The organism is Sulfurospirillum sp. hDNRA2, from assembly GCF_024206095.2.
Classification (GTDB): domain Bacteria; phylum Campylobacterota; class Campylobacteria; order Campylobacterales; family Sulfurospirillaceae; genus Sulfurospirillum.
Genome location: NZ_CP159800.1, coordinates 1,492,843 through 1,509,932, shown reverse-complemented (window position 1 = coordinate 1,509,932; position 17,090 = coordinate 1,492,843). Strand labels below are relative to the sequence as shown.

Below are 17,090 nucleotides of genomic sequence, written 5' to 3'. Positions count from 1 at the left end.
AAAAGGGCGGATAGAGTCACCGCCCGATACGATGCGCTTAGGCTTCGCTTGCTTCTTTAAGTGCGGCTTGTACGTACATAGCACGTAATTTTTGAACCATGGGGCCCGGTTTTCCCGTACCGATCGGTTTTCCGTCGATTTCAACGATCGGAAGAACGAAAATCGTAGCACTTGCCATAAAAGCTTCATCGGCATGGATGGCTTCTTCGATGCTAAAAAGACGCTCTTCGACTTTGATGTTGTTCTCTTTGGTGTACTCCATCAAAAGTTTGCGACGAATGCTCGGTAAGATAGCGTTTGAAAGAGGTCTCGTGATGATGACGCCGTCTTTAATGATAAACGCCGCGGAAGAAGTACCTTCCGTGACAAAACCGTCTTCAACCATCCAACCCTCGTAAGCGCCTTTTTGGTGCACTTCTTCTTTGGCAAGCACTTGTCCCAAAAGCGAGATGGATTTGATGTCGCGGCGTTTCCAACGAATATCGTTAACGCTTAAAACTTTAACCCCTTTTTCGGCGAGCGCGTTGTGAATGATCTCTTTTTTAAAGGTAAACGCCGTAAACGTCGTAGGCGTGTTCTCGGGAAAATAAAATTCTCTAGGGGCGACGCCGCGCGTAACTTGCATGTAAATTCCGCCTTCGACGACGTCGTTTTTCGCGATCAAGGTATTTAAAATCGTCATAACCTCATCATGCGAATAAGGCGCTTGAAGACCGATTTTGCGCATACTCCCGTCAAAACGCTCAAAAAAAGGCTCTTTGTCGATCACTTTGCCATTAATAACAGGAACCACTTCGTAGATACCGTCGCCAAAAAGATACCCACGATCAAAAATCGATACTTTCGCATCTTCCTCTTTACAAAAATCTCCGTTTAAAAAAACAATACTGCTCATTACAGACTCCAAAAAAAATAATACGACATTGTATCAAAAGGTTTCTTAGGCGGGTGTGCAATAAGTAGGCAAAAATGCTTTTACATGTAAAGAATTGAAAGATATAGCTTGCTTTTAAAGACGAAAGCGATATTATTTTTGTCAGGCGTTGAATGAGCTTCACGTACAAAAGTTAAAAGTCAAGCCCTCTAAAGTTTTTAAAACTTGACTCCTAAAGTTGTTAGCGAGGAAAACACTGATGTCACACTGTAAATCTCTATGCATTGCGTTTTTATACGCAACCTTTTCTTTTGTTACAGTCTCTTATGGAGCTGAAGCCTTCATTGAAGAAGCTGGCTTAACGATGACCTTACCAGATGCTTGGACATCAAAATATCAACAATCCAAGATACCTACAGGTCAGCTGTTGCAGCGATGGGTACGAGATTCCGTCGAGGTTGGTAATTTCAAAGCATCTCCGGGTTTAATTGTTGTAACATCCGTCTTACCAAAGAATGCAGATCTTGCTCTAATTACACAAGGGGTACTGAGCCGTGAACCTTATCGCGTCAAACTCGGTGCGGATACGCAATGCATCAAATGCGTAAAATATCAATTTTTAGATCCAAGCGGCGGAGTCGTCACTTTAATTGCCCCATCTGCTCCACCAAATTGTATACCGTACAAATCAGGGGTGCAGGCTGAGTGCCAGTATCTTTCGATAAATTATCTTGGACTCAAGATAGAACCATCATGGGCTAATAGGTTTGAAAAAAAGGATCAACCCTATGGGGAGTCATACTACTTAGTAGTCCATGCCATTGTCGATGAAAAGCTTGTTGACCTTACCTTTATTTACCCCAAACAGGTAGCAGAACAAATTGAACCGGAGATTGTGTCTATTGTTTCATCCCTCAGGAAAGGTACCGCTAAGCCCTCGCATTAACATGAAGAGAGGGGAAAAAGGTGACGGGGCTACTTTAATGAAATTAGCGAATTTCGGGGGGTGGTACGAAGGCTAAACTTTTAACTTTTTACTAATTGATTAGACTAAAGGTCAATGGGCTTAGAGTTTATCTCATTTTTCCAAGTCTAGCTTCATCTGTTTAAGCGTCATTGACAAATCACCAATATGATTTTTACAAATACCAAATATCACTTCTGCATCCAAATCAAAATAATGATGCGATATAAAATCTCGAATTCCTTTTATCTTTTTCCATTCAATAAGAGGGTAAGATGCTAAAAGCTTATTATCCGTAATTTTATCGATATTTTTTAAACTCTCCACGATAGCGATGAGCTTCATACAGATACTATCTAGTTTTTCTTGACCTTCTTTAGTATCCATAAAATCATTTTGACAGTTTGCAAATGTGCATCGCTCTTGTACAATGGCTATCGCTTCGATAATCTGCTCTAAAATATCGAGTACAAGCTCTTTATCATACATAGATACCATCCTTTAAAATTCTCTTTTTTAAAGAAGGATTCATTTTTTCTCTAAGTCTAACAACATCGACTTTGGCATCAAATGCTTTTTCTAAACTCTCTTTAAAATCATAAAGCAAAAAATAATCACTTAGACTTGTATCGATGGCTATATCTATATCGCTGTTATGATGGTTTTCATTGCGTGCAAATGAACCAAAGAGTGCAAGGTTTGAGATGTGATACTTTTGTGCAAACTCATCTTTGTGATTTTTTAAGTATGCCAAAATAGTCTCTCTTTCCATAGCTTGCCTCCAACATCTGAATTTTTCATGTTAAGTATAGCAAAAAATGAAATACCTTATTTTGAAAATTTTTTGTTCTCTTTTTTTCTCAAAAAAGGTGATACTAGGCTACTGTAATGAAATTAATCAATTAAATCTTTACATGTAAAGTGGAAAATTTAAAAAGTAGCCAGTGCCCATTTATGTTAAAGCCCTAAAATAGGGCTTTAACTTATGTTCTGAATTTATTGAGGATGGCGTTGAGTTGTGTGGTGAGTTCATTGAGGTGCTCACTTGCCCCTGCGATTTCTTCCACACTTCTGGTATTTTGCGTTGCTAACGTATTGATCTCTTCGATTTTGGAAACGATGATGTCGATTTTTTCACCGGTTTGGATGTAGTCGTTAACCGTTTTCTCATTGAGTTTAGTTGCAACATTCATCATAGAAACAGTGTTATCGAGTTTGCTTTCCACATCCCCCGCGAGCGCGTTTAATTCTTGGATTTGTGCTGAATTAACATTCATTCTCTCTGAGCTGTCCGTGATAGCTTGAACAATGACATTAATGGTTGCGTTGATTTCAACCAAACTTTTTTGGGTGCGCTCTGCCAAGGTGCGTACTTCATCGGCAACGACTGCAAAACCACGTCCGTGTTCTCCTGCACGTGCAGCTTCGATGGCAGCATTGAGTGCTAGAAGGTTTGTTTGATCCGCAATATCGCCGATAACGGTAAGAACATTTTTAACTTGGTCGGCATCAGAGTTAAGTTGTTGGATTTTTTGTGCAAGTTCTTGCTCTGTTTGCGCGCTCTCTTCAACACGCTGTCCTAGTTTTTGAAGGAACTTACGAGCACTTTGGAGTTCATTATTTGCCTTAACGATCTCTTCTTTTGAAGCTTTTGCTTCATTGACGGAAGCGACAATTTCTTGTTTGGTCTCGCTTGACATGTGTGTGGCTTGAGCAATGATGACTGAGGAGTCTTCCACGCGTTTGCCCACTTGCAGGGTTGTCGCTGAGAGCTCATGCGCAATCGATGCATTTTCAGAACTGGTATCTTTTGCTAATTTGATGGTTGAGTGAACTTTATCGATAAATTGGTTAATCTCATGGGAAGCATCACCAATTTCATCTTGATTTTTAATAGCTAATTTTTTGGTTAAATCACCATCACCCGTTGCCAAATCATGGGCAGTTTCTTTAAGGTTTAAAAGAGGTTTGGCAATCATACTGGTGGTAAGAAAATAGATGGCAATAATAGCGAGTAATGCAACGATAACACCAACGACAACTTGCATTGAAGCATTGCTGTAAAGTCGATCGCTCATATCTTTATCAAGCACCAACGCTTTAGCCAATATAATTTCCCGTGGCACTTGAATCAAAACCGCCCAAGGTTTACCGGTCGCTCCAAGCTGGATGGGAGCAACCGTTTCGATCATACCACTATCATTGTTGATACGAACCAACGCCTTACCTACTTGAATCGCTTCATAAATCTTTTCCCAACCTTTAGGCATCACTTGTTTAAAATGACCTCCGATCATATTAGGATTTTCGCTCTGGGCTACTAAAAGACCATTGTCTGCAATGATGGACACCTGTCCATGCGCTTCAAACAATGCTGCATCAGCTTTTTTGGCAATTTGCTGAACAAAATCTAAGTTATAATCAGCTCCAGCAACACCATAAAATTTTCCATTGACGGTAATGGGCACAGACATGGTTGCTAAAAATACTTGCTTCCCTTGCACGATATAAGGCAAAGGTCCTAGCACACTCTCTTTATTCTGCTCACGTGGGGTAATATACCAGCCACCTTTTAGAACACCGTTAGGATGCTTGTCGTAGGTGTCGTACTCGACTAACGGTTGAACGGCAATGTTGCCTTTATCATCACGTGTCCAATAAGGGGTAAAGCGTCCGGTAGTCGGGTTGTTACCGTCTTTGTTGACACGGAAGTTTTCATCCGCCCCATCGATGGCATTTGGCTCCCAACAGGAGTAGGTACCGTTAAAGCTCGTGTTATGTTTCAATACATTAAGAAGCACCGCATTGAGCTGATCACGGCCGATGTCCAAAGCTTCTTTACCGTCTTTAGGTTTAAGTTTGCTCACTTCAAAGGTATTCGCCATCGTACGCGCAGCATCCAAAGCCAACTCTAATTCGGCTTGAATGAGACCACTTTGCTCGCCGGCTAAATTTTGCAGTCTCTCCATGTTGAGTTCCGTCAACAAAGAGGAAACTTCCGCGGAAACGCGATCTTGTGTTCGTGTGGATGAGAACAACCCGTAACCCACCAATAGAACAACGGCTGAAACCAAGCACAGCCCGGCTATCAAAACAATCTTAGTTTGAATCGACTTAAATAGCATCATATGCCCCTCTTTGTTGTTATTTGTTGCGAGACTATTCTAGATGAAAATCGATTTAAATTCAATGTACATGTCGCTATTTTGCTTTTTGTTGAATTTTTTTTTCAAAAGAGTTTTTCTACGTAACACTTTATGCGGTTTCTAGTGTGAAATAATAGAAAAAGTGACAGGATAGTTGATTAAAATGACGAAAAAATCTTTACATGTAAGAAAAAGAAGTGCCCTCTTTGAAAGACAAAGAGAGCAAAAAGGCTTAGACTCCTTTAGGAGCGGAGAATGCCGTTAGAGGAAGTGTTTTTCCGGTATATTTTTCGATATTGACCAATGCCGTATGCGAGATGTTTCCATTTGCCAGTTTGGACGTTGGAATATCAATCGTTAAAAGATTGGGGCTACCGTTTTTGCAGATGCTTCCTACCGCACCCGGTTTTTCAGGGTCGTACCATACCCCCTCATAAATACACACCACGCCTTCGATTACATCGTCTGTTACGACAGCACCTGCCAAAATTTCACCTCTTGCGTTAAAAACACGTACGGTATCGCCGTTTTTGATCTGTTTTTTAGCCGCATCTTTAGGGTTGATATAGATCGGCTCATGATTGGCAACCGCATACGCGTCACGTAAACGTGTTTGATTTTGTTGTGAATGCAAACGATCGTATGGATGCGGGCTTAACATGTGAAATTCCGCCGGTTTTTGTTTCATACCCAGCCACTCAATCGGCTCAAACCAACTAGGATACGCCCTACAATCGTCGTAGTTCATTTTTGCGATCGTATCGGAGTAAATCTCAATTAAACCCGATGGCGTACCGAGCGGTTGCAAGATCGGATCGTCCCTAAAATCTTTAAATTTCACGAAGCTTTCACTTTCCATTGTGCTGTTAAAAACAACGGGTTGATTTTCACTCCAAAATGTTTGAAACGGTTTCATATCCGTCAAAAGTTGCGGTGTTTTTAAGATCGTATTGTACGCGACGTTATAATACTCCTCGATCCAATCCATCTCTTTTTTGCCATTTTCGGTGTAAGCATTAAAAAGTTCTTTACCCGCATATGCCAAACATAAATCGCTGAAAATCTGATAATCGTCTCTCGCTTCAAACTGTTTTTCGACCAACTGTTTGATCGGTGCGATACCGTGCTTGGAGTAATCGCCTATCATTGCGATGTCGTTTCGCTCGTACTGGGAAGTCGTAGGGAACACAATATCCGCCATTTTGGCACTCGGTGTCCAATAAATGGAATTTACGACGATCGTACGAGGTTTTTTCCATGCTTTCACAAGCGTATTGGTATCTTGATGGTGTGAAAAAGGATTGCCTCCGACCCAATAGATAAAGTCGATGTCAGGATAGGTAATCGTTTTTCCATTATGCTGTATCGTTTTTCCCGGATGCATTAATGCATCGGCGATTCTGGCAACCGGAAACGATGAGGCTGAGACTTTGAGTTTCCAACTCTCTCCGGTACTGGATGCGTCGCTTCCGCTACTTTTCGTACCGATAAATTTACCGCTTTCGTCAAAATACCCTAAACTTGCCGCATTGATACCGCCGATCGTTGCACCTTTACGTGTGGGTACACCGGCTCCGCTGTAGTGATGTCCTAGTGAAAAACCGCCGCCTTGAAGTCCGATTTGACCTAGCATTGAAGCTAAGGTAACCAACATCCAGTGCGGTTGCTCTCCGTGGTGCGCGCGTTGCATACCCCAGCCGCTCATCATAAACGTTCGGTTATCGTAAAAGAGTTCTGCTAATTCTTGGATCGTTTTTTCATCGATACGACAGATACCGCTTGCCCATGCCGTTGTTTTGTCGATACCGTCGGTTTTTCCTAAAAGGTATTCGCTAAAGCGGTCAAATCCAACCGTGTAGGTTTCAAGGAACTCTTTGTCGTATTTCCCTTTTTTGTACAGGTGGTTTGCCATACCGAGCATCATCGCGACATCGGTATTGGGAAGCGGTGCAATCCATCTGGCTTTATCAAAATAGCGAATGGTCTCCGAACGTCTCGGATCGATAATAATGAGTTTTTTCCCGCTTGCTTTAAGTTTTTCCAGATAAGCAAAAGCTTGCGCGTCGTCGACTTGCCATGAAATTTTGAGCGTCGTAATGGGATTGACGCCCCAAAGAACAACGACTTTGGAGTGTTCCAAGATCACCGGCCAGCTGGTTTGTTGTTCATAAACGCTGATGCTACCGACAACATGAGGCATAATGATTTGACTTGCTCCCGTGGAGTAGTCGCCTAAACTTCCCGTAAATCCACCGCTTAAGTTCATAAAACGATGCAGTAAGATTCTGGAGTTATGAACGTTTCCGACGCTTTTCCAACCGTAACTTCCCGCAAAAACGCTTGCAGGTCCTTTTTGGGCACGTGTTTTTTTGAGTTCGCGTGCAACGAGTTTGATCGCATCTTCGTAACTCACGCGTACAAATTCTTCGCTACCTCTAAGGGCGGGCTTTGGATCGTCCGGATTTTCAAGGTAACTTTTACGCACCATCGGGTATTTGACACGCGATTTATAGATCATATCGGCGGTGTTGCCTTGCAGGGAGTTGGGAATTTTACTCGTGTTAAAAAACGGTTTAGAATCAACAACTTTGCCGTCTTTTAACGTTACTTTTAAAACGCCCCAGTGCGTACCCGTAATGACTTCGCCGTTTTTAACCAAATCGCTCGCTTCTTTGGCAAAAAGCGAATAGGTTCCAGACAACTGCGAAAAAACAGGAACGGACGCTAATGTGGCACCGATTTTTAAAAATCCTCTTCGATTGATTGTTTCTTGCATAACGTTCTCCTCTTACTTTTTCATATCGCTGGCATTTTTTTGCAAATACTGAGTCACTAACCACACATCGTCTTTTTGAATCGGCGTTCGATCTAGCATCGAGCGAAACGTGGATGGCCATTGGTTGGCGGTAAAGTGATCGACGGCATTGAGCGTATGGCACATGGAGCAGTTGTCCGAATAGAGTTTAGCGGCTTTCTCCATCATCGGCTGAAGCTCTTTTTCAAAATCCCCTTTAGTGGTGTACGCTTCAGCGGTAACGAGATTCCACTGATCTTTGCTTTCCACGATTTGCGTTACGGGCGTGATGTTTTTAGCAAAGGCTAAAGAAAAGATACGCGCTTTGTCGGTAAAATAAATCACGTTGGGCGCAGTTTTGTTTTGATACCCGGTGATCTTAAATTTGATTCGATCACCCTCTTGCGAAAGAATTTCGACCGCGTTAGTAGGAAGAAGTTTCCCCACGACTTTTCCGGATGTTGCGTCCAAATAAACGGGCTTTTCTTTCACGAAATAGACGACGTCGTTCGAAAAAAGCGCGCTTGACGCCAAGGCGATACCCGCGATTTGTTTCCACATAAAATACCTCCGTAGTAACTAAAATATTTGAAACATACAAAGGAGTATAAGCGATAAAAAAGGGAATTTGGTGGAAAAAAAATGGCGAAAAAACGGCGTTTAGAGCGGTAAATGCAGTTTGATCGAAAAGAGTGCTCCTTGATCGGTGTTTTCGACGTTGACGTAGCCTTGCATGTTGTTCTCGATAATCGCTTTGGTCATATAAAGCCCGATACCCGTGCCTTGTTTGGCGTGTTTGGTCGTAAAATAGGGCTCAAAAATACGATCGATATTTTCAGGTGCGATGCCCCCGCCGTTGTCTTCGATACGAATGATCGTAAAGTGCTTACCCGTTTTAATGTTGATGCGAATGGAAGGCTCTAAAACACGTCGTTCGATTAAGACGTCTTTTGCGTTGGATAAAATATTTAAAACGGCATGGGCAAACTCGTTGGGATAGCCGATAATCAAACTGTCTTTGGCGGCGTAATCATAGCTGAGCGTGATGTTATGGTATTTGAGCGAAGCATTGATGATGGAGATGGCGTTATTGCATGCTTCCATAACGCTAAAACTTTCTTTATTTTTGGAGGGTTGAAAGAAGTTTTGAAAATCGTAAATCGTATTGGACATGTGTTCGGTGACGTCGCAACAGGTATGGATGTACGTGAGAAGCTTCTCTTGACTTAACGTGTCGTAACGCGCGACGGCTTCGACTTCCATCAAAATAGCGTTGATTTCGCTGATGGGCTGACGCCATTGGTGGGCGATATTGCCGAGCATATTGCCCATCGCGGCAAGTTTGGATTGTTGGACTAAAAGCTTTTCTTGATCGCTTCGTTGTTTGATCTCTTCTTGAATTTTTTGCTCCAAACTGTCCATCATTTCGTTCATGACGTCTTTAAGCGCGTTGAGTTCGTGGTAGTTGGAACTTAAACTCAATCGCTGACCGAATTTCCCCTCTTTGAGATGATTTACCGTTTGCGTCGCTTCTTGAATCAACAATCGATCTTGATTGAGCCTCTCTTGCACGCTTGCGACATGTTGGTTGATCGTTTGCGCCATTTTCCCGAGTTCGTCGTTATGATCAAGCTTGATAAAAACCTGCTCGTCCGTTTTGGCGGGATTTTTCAAATAGCTAAAAAACTGTTGCAGACCGTGTTGAACTTTTTCGATCGACTCGACGATTTGTTTGACGATAACAGAATCAAATAAAAAGCTAATAACAGCAATTAAAAAGAACCCCGCAATCAAATAATAATGGCTTTGAATCACGTTCTTCTCGGCATTGGAAAAGGTCGATTGCGAAGCTTCCAAACGATCTTCTTGCAAGGCTTTCAATGAATCGATGAGCGTGTAAAAAGCGTCTCTTTCCGCTGAAACGGCATTCATAAACGAGCCCTCGTCAAAGCTTTGCAGGGCGTAAGAGCGCGTCGTGAGCAAAAGTTCTTTGTAACGAATCCATTGTTCGGCTATCGGTTCGGGAGCTTGTTCGATCATCGTTTCAAGCTTGTTAAAAATGGGCATGAGCTTTTGATCCGCACGCTTTTTATAGTCGTCGTTGGGCGACATGACCATGGTTAGCATCGTTTCGCGTAACATAAAAAGCGGTTCGATGTAGTTGCTTTGCAGGTTTTGAACTTTTTTGAAGTCGGTAAAGACGTGATGCAAGTTGGCAAAGCCGCGTTGATTAATGTTCATCGAAAGAAGTGCCAGCGATAAAAGCGACACAAAGGCGATAATGCCCAAAATGAGAAATTTGGTGCGGATGCTGAGGTTATTCATCGGGTAAGACCTTTGTCGGTAAACGGTAACGTAAACGCTCTTGCGGCAGAGGTGCCGAGCGAATCGACCAATGATAGGGTGTGAGTTTGGCTTCCCATAGACGCATAATTGCTACGCTTGAGGGGGTAAAATCGACTTCTTTATTGATGCCTACGACCATATTGGGAGAAGGAATGCTTAACATGTAAGCTTTTTCGTACACATGTTTCAAAATAGTATCCATCAAGGGTAAAAAACGAGAATCGCTGTTTTCGAGCGTAAAGAGGGTTCGCATGTAAGCATCAAGCGCGTCGTCTTTGTCGATGGCGCACCATTGATTGGGCGTGTAAAGTGTAAAGAGGCTCGACCAAGGATGTCCGTACCAATCCTCGTTTCCCCACAATAACAGATCCCAATCATACCGGTGTTCACGATTGGTCAAGAGTTGTTTGAAAACGTATTTTTCATCGCTCGTGACATCGTAACTGAACGTGACGCCGAAGCGTTTGAGTTGGTATTCAATTCCTTTACAGATGGATAAAAAGCGATCTTGCGTGACGACTTTGAGATGAACGCCGTTTAAAATGCGTGCGATCTCCTCGTCGCTCATTCGCGCGGGCGGGTGTGACATGTAAGCATTCGAAAGTGCTTTGGCGGCGTGCATGTTCGCCGAGATCGGAAAAGGAGAGGGAACGCCTTCGCCTTTGTACGCAAATTTGACGAGGTTTTCTTGGTTTAAAGCTTCATTCAGCGCTTGGCGTATACGAAGATCGTGCAAAGGCGTTTGGGGGTTCATCAGATTCATATGAAAACTCAGCGTCGTGGTTGAGGGAAGTGTGTATAATTTTGCGTATTTTGAATTGACGATCTCTGTTTTTTTATTCAGCGGGATAAAGGCAATGTCGATTTGACCTTCTTTATTGCTCAGTGCGTCGATCACGCGATCGATGGGCATACGCGTGTGAATCGTTAAAGTTTGGATATAGGGTTGCGATTTTTCAAAATAGTAAGGATTGGCTTTTAAAACAACCGTATCGCTTTGGGCTAACCCCGTTGCATACCCTTGCGTTAAAATATACGGTCCCGCACCGAAAGGCCCTACAAGAGCGGTATTTTCGGCAGTGATGCTTTTTGACCATTGATGGTGTCGGTAATACTCTTTGGTGTAAAAATTGATGCGTGCGAGATCGTGAAAAAGCATACCGTAAGGGGCATTGAGGTGGATGCGAATACGGTACGCGTCTAGTTTTTCGACGGATTTGAGTTTGCGGTGAATGTCTGTGTAAGTAAAAGCACCTTGCAGAAAATGGTTAAAATTTTCAACGACGGCATCGGCGTTCAAGGGCGTACCGTCTTGAAATTTTACATCATTGCGTAGCCAAAAATCATAGGTCAGATCATCGCGTTTTTCATGCTTATACGCGATAAAATACTCCCAACCGCGCGTAGAATCGTCCAGTCTCACCAACGTCCCGTTGATTAAACGCATAATATACGCATAGGGCAACGAGGGGATATAGACATGTAAATGCGAATTGGGATCGCGATGCGCAAGGCTGATCTTTGCCGCATCGTCGGTTTCGTAGGTTGACTCGGCGGCGTACATGTAAAAAGGTATCAGACCTAAAGCAAAGCAGATAAGGCTTTTGGCAAGCATTTTATTCAAGTTTGTATCCGATCCCCGAGAGATTGACGATAATGTCTTTGGGAAGCTTGTTGCGTAGGTTTCTCACCAAAGAGCGAATCGCATCGTCGGTCATGACCGCATCGCCCCAAACGTAGGTTTGAAACTCTTCGTAGGTGACGATGCGGTGTTGGTTGTGAAATAAAAGTTCCAAAAACGAAATCTCTTTTTTGGTGAGCGTAATACTCCGGTTTTCGTAAGTCAAAATTTTTTGATTCCAATCGTAACCGTAGCCTTGAGGCAAATCGCGGCGGTCGTTACCGGTGCCTAGTTTTGAACAACATTGTTGCAAAATAGAGAGCATTTTTTCAAAACGGATGGGTTTAACCACGTAATGTTCGATGTGCATATTAATCAACGGTAGCAGATACTCTTGGCTTGTGTATGCCGTTAAAACGACGATGCACGTGTTGATCTCTTTTTTACGAATCGTTGTAATCAACTCCACGCCGTTCATGATCGGCATTTCAAGATCGGTCATAATAATATCGGGAGAAAACGTTTTGAGTATTTCCAACGCTTCTAGCCCGTTGGAGGCTTCTTTGATCTCATGAACGATATAGCCTAAAGCGTTGGCGATATGCTTACGGATATTCTCTTCGTCTTCGACAAATAAAATGTTTAAATGTTTCAGCGGATTTTGCGTCATTACAAACCTTTATTCTAGCACTGAGATTATATACCATTCCACATGTAAGTCTTTCCGGCACTCTCAATATGACACAAAAAAATGGCGAAAAAATGGCAAAAGCAGATCAGGGGAAGGTGAGGGGCGGCGTGATAACACTTCGGTAACGCAAAACGTCAAAGAGGAGAGGGCATACAGCCGCTCTCCTTGAAAACCTTAGAATTTATAGTTGGCTCTAAAGCGATACTCTTCGGACGTAACGTTGGTATTGACGCCTGCGGCGTTACGTTTGTCGTTGTCCTCTTTTTCATATTGTAAAGAGAGGCTAAAGCCTTTTAACGCGCCCTCAAAAGCGTAGGTAACGTCACATGCGGTGTTTTTCCAATCGCCGCTGGTTTGAGCGACACCTTGCGTATAGCCTTGGTCGTTATCCGCGTACAAGACAAACGCGCTTAAACCCGTGACGCCGATTTTGCTGAAATCGTATGAGATTTTACCCATATACGAATCCGTATCGCGTGCGTAGGTATGCGCTGAGGTTAAGATACTTCCGGTGTAGGTACTATCCGCACCGTTGCCGACACCCGCGATCAAGTCGTCGCTTTTATCCGACGTTGCCGCGGCAACGCTGATACCGAAACCCGCAAGGTCGATAATACTAACGCGACCGCCGAAATAGCTACCTTCTAAGTTGAGGTTATCGAGTGCAGAGTCGGTACGAGACGTACGATACATCGCGTCAAATCCTAATTTAAAACCGTTTAGCGGAAGAACGTAGTTTGCCTCGGCATGGTAAAGGCTAACGTCGCCTAAATGCGCAACGTCGTTCGCCAAGGCGTATTGAGCGGTTAACGTCAGTCCCGTAATCGATTTGTTAATCACTCCGGCACTGTAAGCATCGTCGATAAACGCTTTGCTCACGCTTCCGCCTTTACCGACGGAAAGGGCATAGGTTTTGGTAAAATCGCCGATATCTCCGACGTCGCTAGCGTCGGCTAGCGTACTGGTTCTGCCTTGAAATTTGTTGACGTAAGCGGCGATCAACGTCGTTGAAGGAAGATCCGTATTGGTTAAGACTGCCCCTTGGAAAGCCTCTTTGACGATGCGTGAACCGCTACCGCTAACCAACGGCGTAGAGATGAATTGGCGACCGATTTTAAGGTCGGTTTTTCCAATCGCATAGCCGATATAGGCTTCGGATAACATAGCACCCGAGCCGTACATGTCACCCTTGAAAAGATCTTTAGAATCACTGTCCGCATACGGCGCATAATTGGATTGCATCGTTGCTCCAAGACGAAATCCGTAGAACGTGTCCGTTACGTAGTTCAAAATGACGGCGGTATTGAAAATATCTTGATGCGACGTCGTTCCGTTATCTCTATCGAAATACCATGCACGAAGTTCTCCGCCTACCTTGCCGTTTTTAAATGCATCGGCAAGCGTATCGGCGGCACAAAGAGAAGAGACTACTCCCACAGCCATGAGGGCAACCAAACTGTATTTGGCACTTTTCATAAAACACACTCCTTAAAATAAAATGAATGACAAAGGTAATATACAGAAAAAAAATGATGAAAAAATGTAAGAACACTTTTTCTCGATACGCTTTTCTTTTAACATGTAAGGCGGATGCGTTGGATAAGAGCATCGGCGTTGGTGGTATGTGCATATCAAAAACGTACGGTAGTTTAAAGTGCCAAAGGGATTTTAAAACGATTTTTTCGACAAACGGCTTTGGCTCGATACGGATACGCTACGATGACATGTAAGCACGGTATGCTCTATTTTTGATTTTTTTTACGCTATACGTCAAATTTTTTACGCGTTTTTTTTTCTACGGAACACTCTATGCAATATCTCGTTCGAACAAAAACTCACACAAGGAGAACACAATGTCAGAGCTTCGTCAAATTGCCTTCTACGGCAAAGGTGGTATCGGTAAATCAACCACTTCACAAAATACACTTGCCGCAATGGCACACTACTTCGGTAAAAAAATTCTTATCGTCGGATGTGATCCTAAAGCGGATTCAACACGTCTTATCTTGCATGAAAAAGCACAATGTACGATTATGCAATTAGCATCAGAGGTCGGTACGGTTGAGGATTTGGAGCTCGAAGACGTATGTAAACCGGGTGCGGCGGAATTTCACCCCGATGATACGACGATTACGGAAGGTTACATTATGTGTACGGAATCTGGCGGTCCAGAGCCGGGAGTCGGTTGTGCAGGTCGCGGTGTTATCACGGCGATTAACTTTTTGGAAGAAGAGGGTGCTTACGACGAAGAACTCGATTTCGTTTCTTACGACGTACTCGGCGACGTTGTTTGCGGCGGATTTGCGATGCCGATTCGTGAAGGTAAAGCACAAGAGATTTATATCGTTATGTCAGGCGAAATGATGGCGATGTATGCGGCAAACAATATTTCTAAAGGTATTTTGAAATATGCCAACACCGGCGGCGTGAGACTTGCAGGACTTATTTGTAACGCTCGTATGACGGATCGCGAGTATGACCTAGCCAAACACTTGGCAGAGCAAATCGGAACGCAAATGATTCACTTCGTACCAAGAAGTAACCACGTTCAACGTGCAGAGCTTCGCCGTATGACGGTTGTTGAATTTGCCGACAAATCCGACCAAGCGTTCGAGTACAGAGAATTAGCGCGCAAAATCATCGCCAACGATCTTAAAGTGATCCCTAAACCGTTAGAGATGGACGACCTTGAAGCACTCTTGATGGAATTCGGTTTGGAAGAAGAAGTCGAAGCAGACGCTATCGGCAAAAAAGCATCAGCTTAATTTATACACTAGATACATACAAGGAGCACATTATGTTTATTTGCGGATACCACTTCCCTGCCTCTATGGGAAATAAAATTAGTCATGAGCAAGTTGTTGAAAGAGTTACGGCTGAAGCGGGCGATCTTTCAGATGTTAGCTATGCCGTTCTTATCTCTGAAAACCGTGACGGTGTCAAACAAGAAGACCTTAAAGTTGAAAAAGGTTCTTTCCTTTTTACAGCGTTGGCAGACTATTATAAAAAGTCTGACATTGAAGGTGAATATAAAATGATTTATTACACCAACAAATATCAAATGAGTGAAGTTTCAAAAGCGGTTGATGGCGAAAAAACGGCGGCTGTTTGTAAAAAACTCGATGATATGCTTCTTTATAGAGTTAAAGTCGCTTAATCGCGATAGCTCTCAAATCAGTTAAAGGAAAGAGCCATGACGACAGAAACATTGCTAAGCCAGCAACAAGCCGTAATCGCGGAAGTGCTTGAAGCCTATCCGGATAAAGCAAAAAAAAGTAGAGCCAAACACTTGGGCGTCGATGCGCCCGATGGTGTTAAAGGTGCATGCGATAGTACCAAAAGCAACAAACAAACGATTCCGGGCGTCATGTCTCAGCGCGGCTGTGCGTACGCGGGAAGTAAAGGCGTCGTTTGGGGACCGATTAAAGATATGATTCATATCAGCCACGGTCCTATCGGTTGCGGTCAATACTCTCGAGCCGGAAGAAGAAACTATTATATCGGAACGACGGGTGTCGATACCTATGTTACGATGAACTTTTCAACCGATTATCAAGAAAAAGACATCGTTTTCGGCGGCGACAAAAAACTCAAAGCCGCATTGGCCGAAATTGACGAGCTTTTCCCTTTGAATAACGGTATTTCGATTCAAAGCGAATGTCCTATCGGTTTGATCGGCGACGATATTCAAGCGGTTGCCAAAGCGTATAAAAAAGAGACGGGAAAACCGACTGTTGCGGTATCGTGCGAAGGTTTCCGCGGCGTTTCGCAAAGTTTGGGTCACCATATCGCCAACGATATGATCCGCGATGAGGTTTTACCGGACGGTTCGTATCGCAAAGATTTTGAAAGTACGCCTTACGACGTTGCGATCGTCGGCGACTATAACATCGGCGGCGACGCATGGAGTTCACGTATTTTACTCGAAGAGATAGGACTTCGCGTCATCGCTCAATGGAGCGGCGATGCAACCTATAAAGAGATGACGACCGCGCCCAAAGCGAAAATCAACTTGCTTCACTGCTACCGTAGTATGAACTACGTCGTACGCCATATGGAGCAAGAGTTCGGCGTGCCTTGGATGGAGTATAACTTCTTCGGTCCTTCCAAAACGACGGAGAGTTTACGCAAAATCGCCGCTTTCTTCGACGAGAGCATTCAAGCCAAAACCGAAGCGGTTATCGCAAAATATACGGCAATGACCGATGCGGTCATCGCTAAATATCGCCCGAAATTAGAGGGTAAAAAAGTCATGCTTTACGTGGGCGGACTTCGTCCTCGTCACGTTATCGGCGCGTATGAAGATCTCGGTATGCAAGTTATCGGTACGGGTTACGAATTTGCGCACGGCGACGACTATAAACGTACCAAAGACGAGCTTGCGGGTTCAACCCTTATTTACGATGACGTCAACGAATACGAGCTTGAGGCGTTTGTTAAAAAACTCAAACCCGATTTAGTGGCGAGCGGCGTTAAAGAAAAATACGTCTTCCAAAAAATGGGTTTACCGTTTAGACAAATGCACTCTTGGGATTACAGCGGTCCGTACCACGGATACGACGCATTCGCGATTTTCGCAAAAGACATGGACTTGGCTATGAATTCTCCGGTATGGGGATACACCAAAGCGCCATGGGAATCAAAGTAAGGAGGG

Annotated in this window: 14 protein-coding genes; 4 read left to right on the top strand and 10 right to left on the bottom strand. The window is 43.6% G+C overall.

The window, feature by feature from the left end:
- Window positions 1–37: 37 nt before the first annotated feature.
- On the bottom strand, window positions 38–895 hold the full coding sequence (locus tag NL930_RS07595; protein ID WP_039674613.1) for a D-amino-acid transaminase: 858 nt from the start codon (window positions 893–895) through the stop codon (window positions 38–40).
- A 238-nt stretch (window positions 896–1,133) separates the two neighbouring features.
- Between NL930_RS07595 and NL930_RS07590 the strand changes: the two genes are divergently transcribed.
- Complete coding sequence (locus NL930_RS07590) at window positions 1,134–1,820, top strand: hypothetical protein (protein WP_254376232.1); 687 nt, start codon at window positions 1,134–1,136, stop codon at window positions 1,818–1,820.
- A gap of 132 nt (window positions 1,821–1,952) precedes the next feature.
- Here NL930_RS07590 and NL930_RS07585 read toward each other — a convergent pair whose 3' ends face one another.
- The 9 genes from NL930_RS07585 to NL930_RS07545 all read right to left on the bottom strand — a co-directional run bounded on the left by NL930_RS07585 (window position 1,953) and on the right by NL930_RS07545 (window position 13,912).
- Window positions 1,953–2,327, bottom strand: coding sequence for a DUF86 domain-containing protein (locus NL930_RS07585; RefSeq protein WP_254376230.1), 375 nt, complete (start codon window positions 2,325–2,327; stop codon window positions 1,953–1,955).
- Complete coding sequence (locus NL930_RS07580; protein WP_060826064.1) at window positions 2,320–2,610, bottom strand: nucleotidyltransferase family protein; 291 nt, start codon at window positions 2,608–2,610, stop codon at window positions 2,320–2,322. The genes NL930_RS07585 and NL930_RS07580 overlap by 8 nt, the downstream gene beginning before the upstream one ends.
- Before the next feature lie 211 nt (window positions 2,611–2,821).
- Window positions 2,822–4,966 carry a methyl-accepting chemotaxis protein gene (locus NL930_RS07575; RefSeq protein ID WP_254376229.1) on the bottom strand — a complete coding sequence of 715 codons (2,145 nt, stop codon included), beginning with the start codon at window positions 4,964–4,966 and terminating at the stop codon, window positions 2,822–2,824.
- 250 nt (window positions 4,967–5,216) lie between these two features.
- Complete coding sequence (locus NL930_RS07570) at window positions 5,217–7,760, bottom strand: molybdopterin guanine dinucleotide-containing S/N-oxide reductase (protein ID WP_254376228.1); 2,544 nt, start codon at window positions 7,758–7,760, stop codon at window positions 5,217–5,219.
- Window positions 7,761–7,772: 12 nt separating this feature from the next.
- Window positions 7,773–8,339, bottom strand: a complete 567-nt coding sequence (locus tag NL930_RS07565; RefSeq protein WP_254376226.1) for a cytochrome C — start codon at window positions 8,337–8,339, stop codon at window positions 7,773–7,775.
- A 99-nt stretch (window positions 8,340–8,438) separates the two neighbouring features.
- Window positions 8,439–10,103, bottom strand: a complete 1,665-nt coding sequence (locus NL930_RS07560; protein WP_254376224.1) for a HAMP domain-containing sensor histidine kinase — start codon at window positions 10,101–10,103, stop codon at window positions 8,439–8,441.
- Window positions 10,096–11,739, bottom strand: coding sequence for an ABC transporter substrate-binding protein (locus tag NL930_RS07555; protein ID WP_254376430.1), 1,644 nt, complete (start codon window positions 11,737–11,739; stop codon window positions 10,096–10,098). Before NL930_RS07555 ends, NL930_RS07560 begins: the two co-directional genes overlap by 8 nt.
- Before the next feature lies 1 nt (window position 11,740).
- On the bottom strand, window positions 11,741–12,415 hold the full coding sequence (locus NL930_RS07550; protein ID WP_254376222.1) for a response regulator transcription factor: 675 nt from the start codon (window positions 12,413–12,415) through the stop codon (window positions 11,741–11,743).
- A gap of 195 nt (window positions 12,416–12,610) precedes the next feature.
- Complete coding sequence (locus tag NL930_RS07545; RefSeq protein WP_254376221.1) at window positions 12,611–13,912, bottom strand: OprD family outer membrane porin; 1,302 nt, start codon at window positions 13,910–13,912, stop codon at window positions 12,611–12,613.
- A 377-nt stretch (window positions 13,913–14,289) separates the two neighbouring features.
- Between NL930_RS07545 and nifH the strand changes: the two genes are divergently transcribed.
- Genes nifH through nifD form a run of 3 tightly spaced genes read left to right on the top strand, consistent with a single transcriptional unit; the run spans window position 14,290 to window position 17,084 of the window.
- Window positions 14,290–15,201: a nitrogenase iron protein gene (gene nifH / locus NL930_RS07540; RefSeq protein ID WP_039676092.1), complete on the top strand. Its 912-nt coding sequence runs from the start codon at window positions 14,290–14,292 to the stop codon at window positions 15,199–15,201.
- Window positions 15,202–15,233: 32 nt separating this feature from the next.
- On the top strand, window positions 15,234–15,593 hold the full coding sequence (locus tag NL930_RS07535; RefSeq protein WP_039676094.1) for a hypothetical protein: 360 nt from the start codon (window positions 15,234–15,236) through the stop codon (window positions 15,591–15,593).
- 36 nt (window positions 15,594–15,629) lie between these two features.
- The gene (gene nifD, locus NL930_RS07530) at window positions 15,630–17,084 is read left to right on the top strand and encodes a nitrogenase molybdenum-iron protein alpha chain (protein WP_254376220.1); all 1,455 of its coding nucleotides are present in this window, start codon (window positions 15,630–15,632) and stop codon (window positions 17,082–17,084) included.
- The last annotated feature ends 6 nt before the right edge of the window (window positions 17,085–17,090 follow it).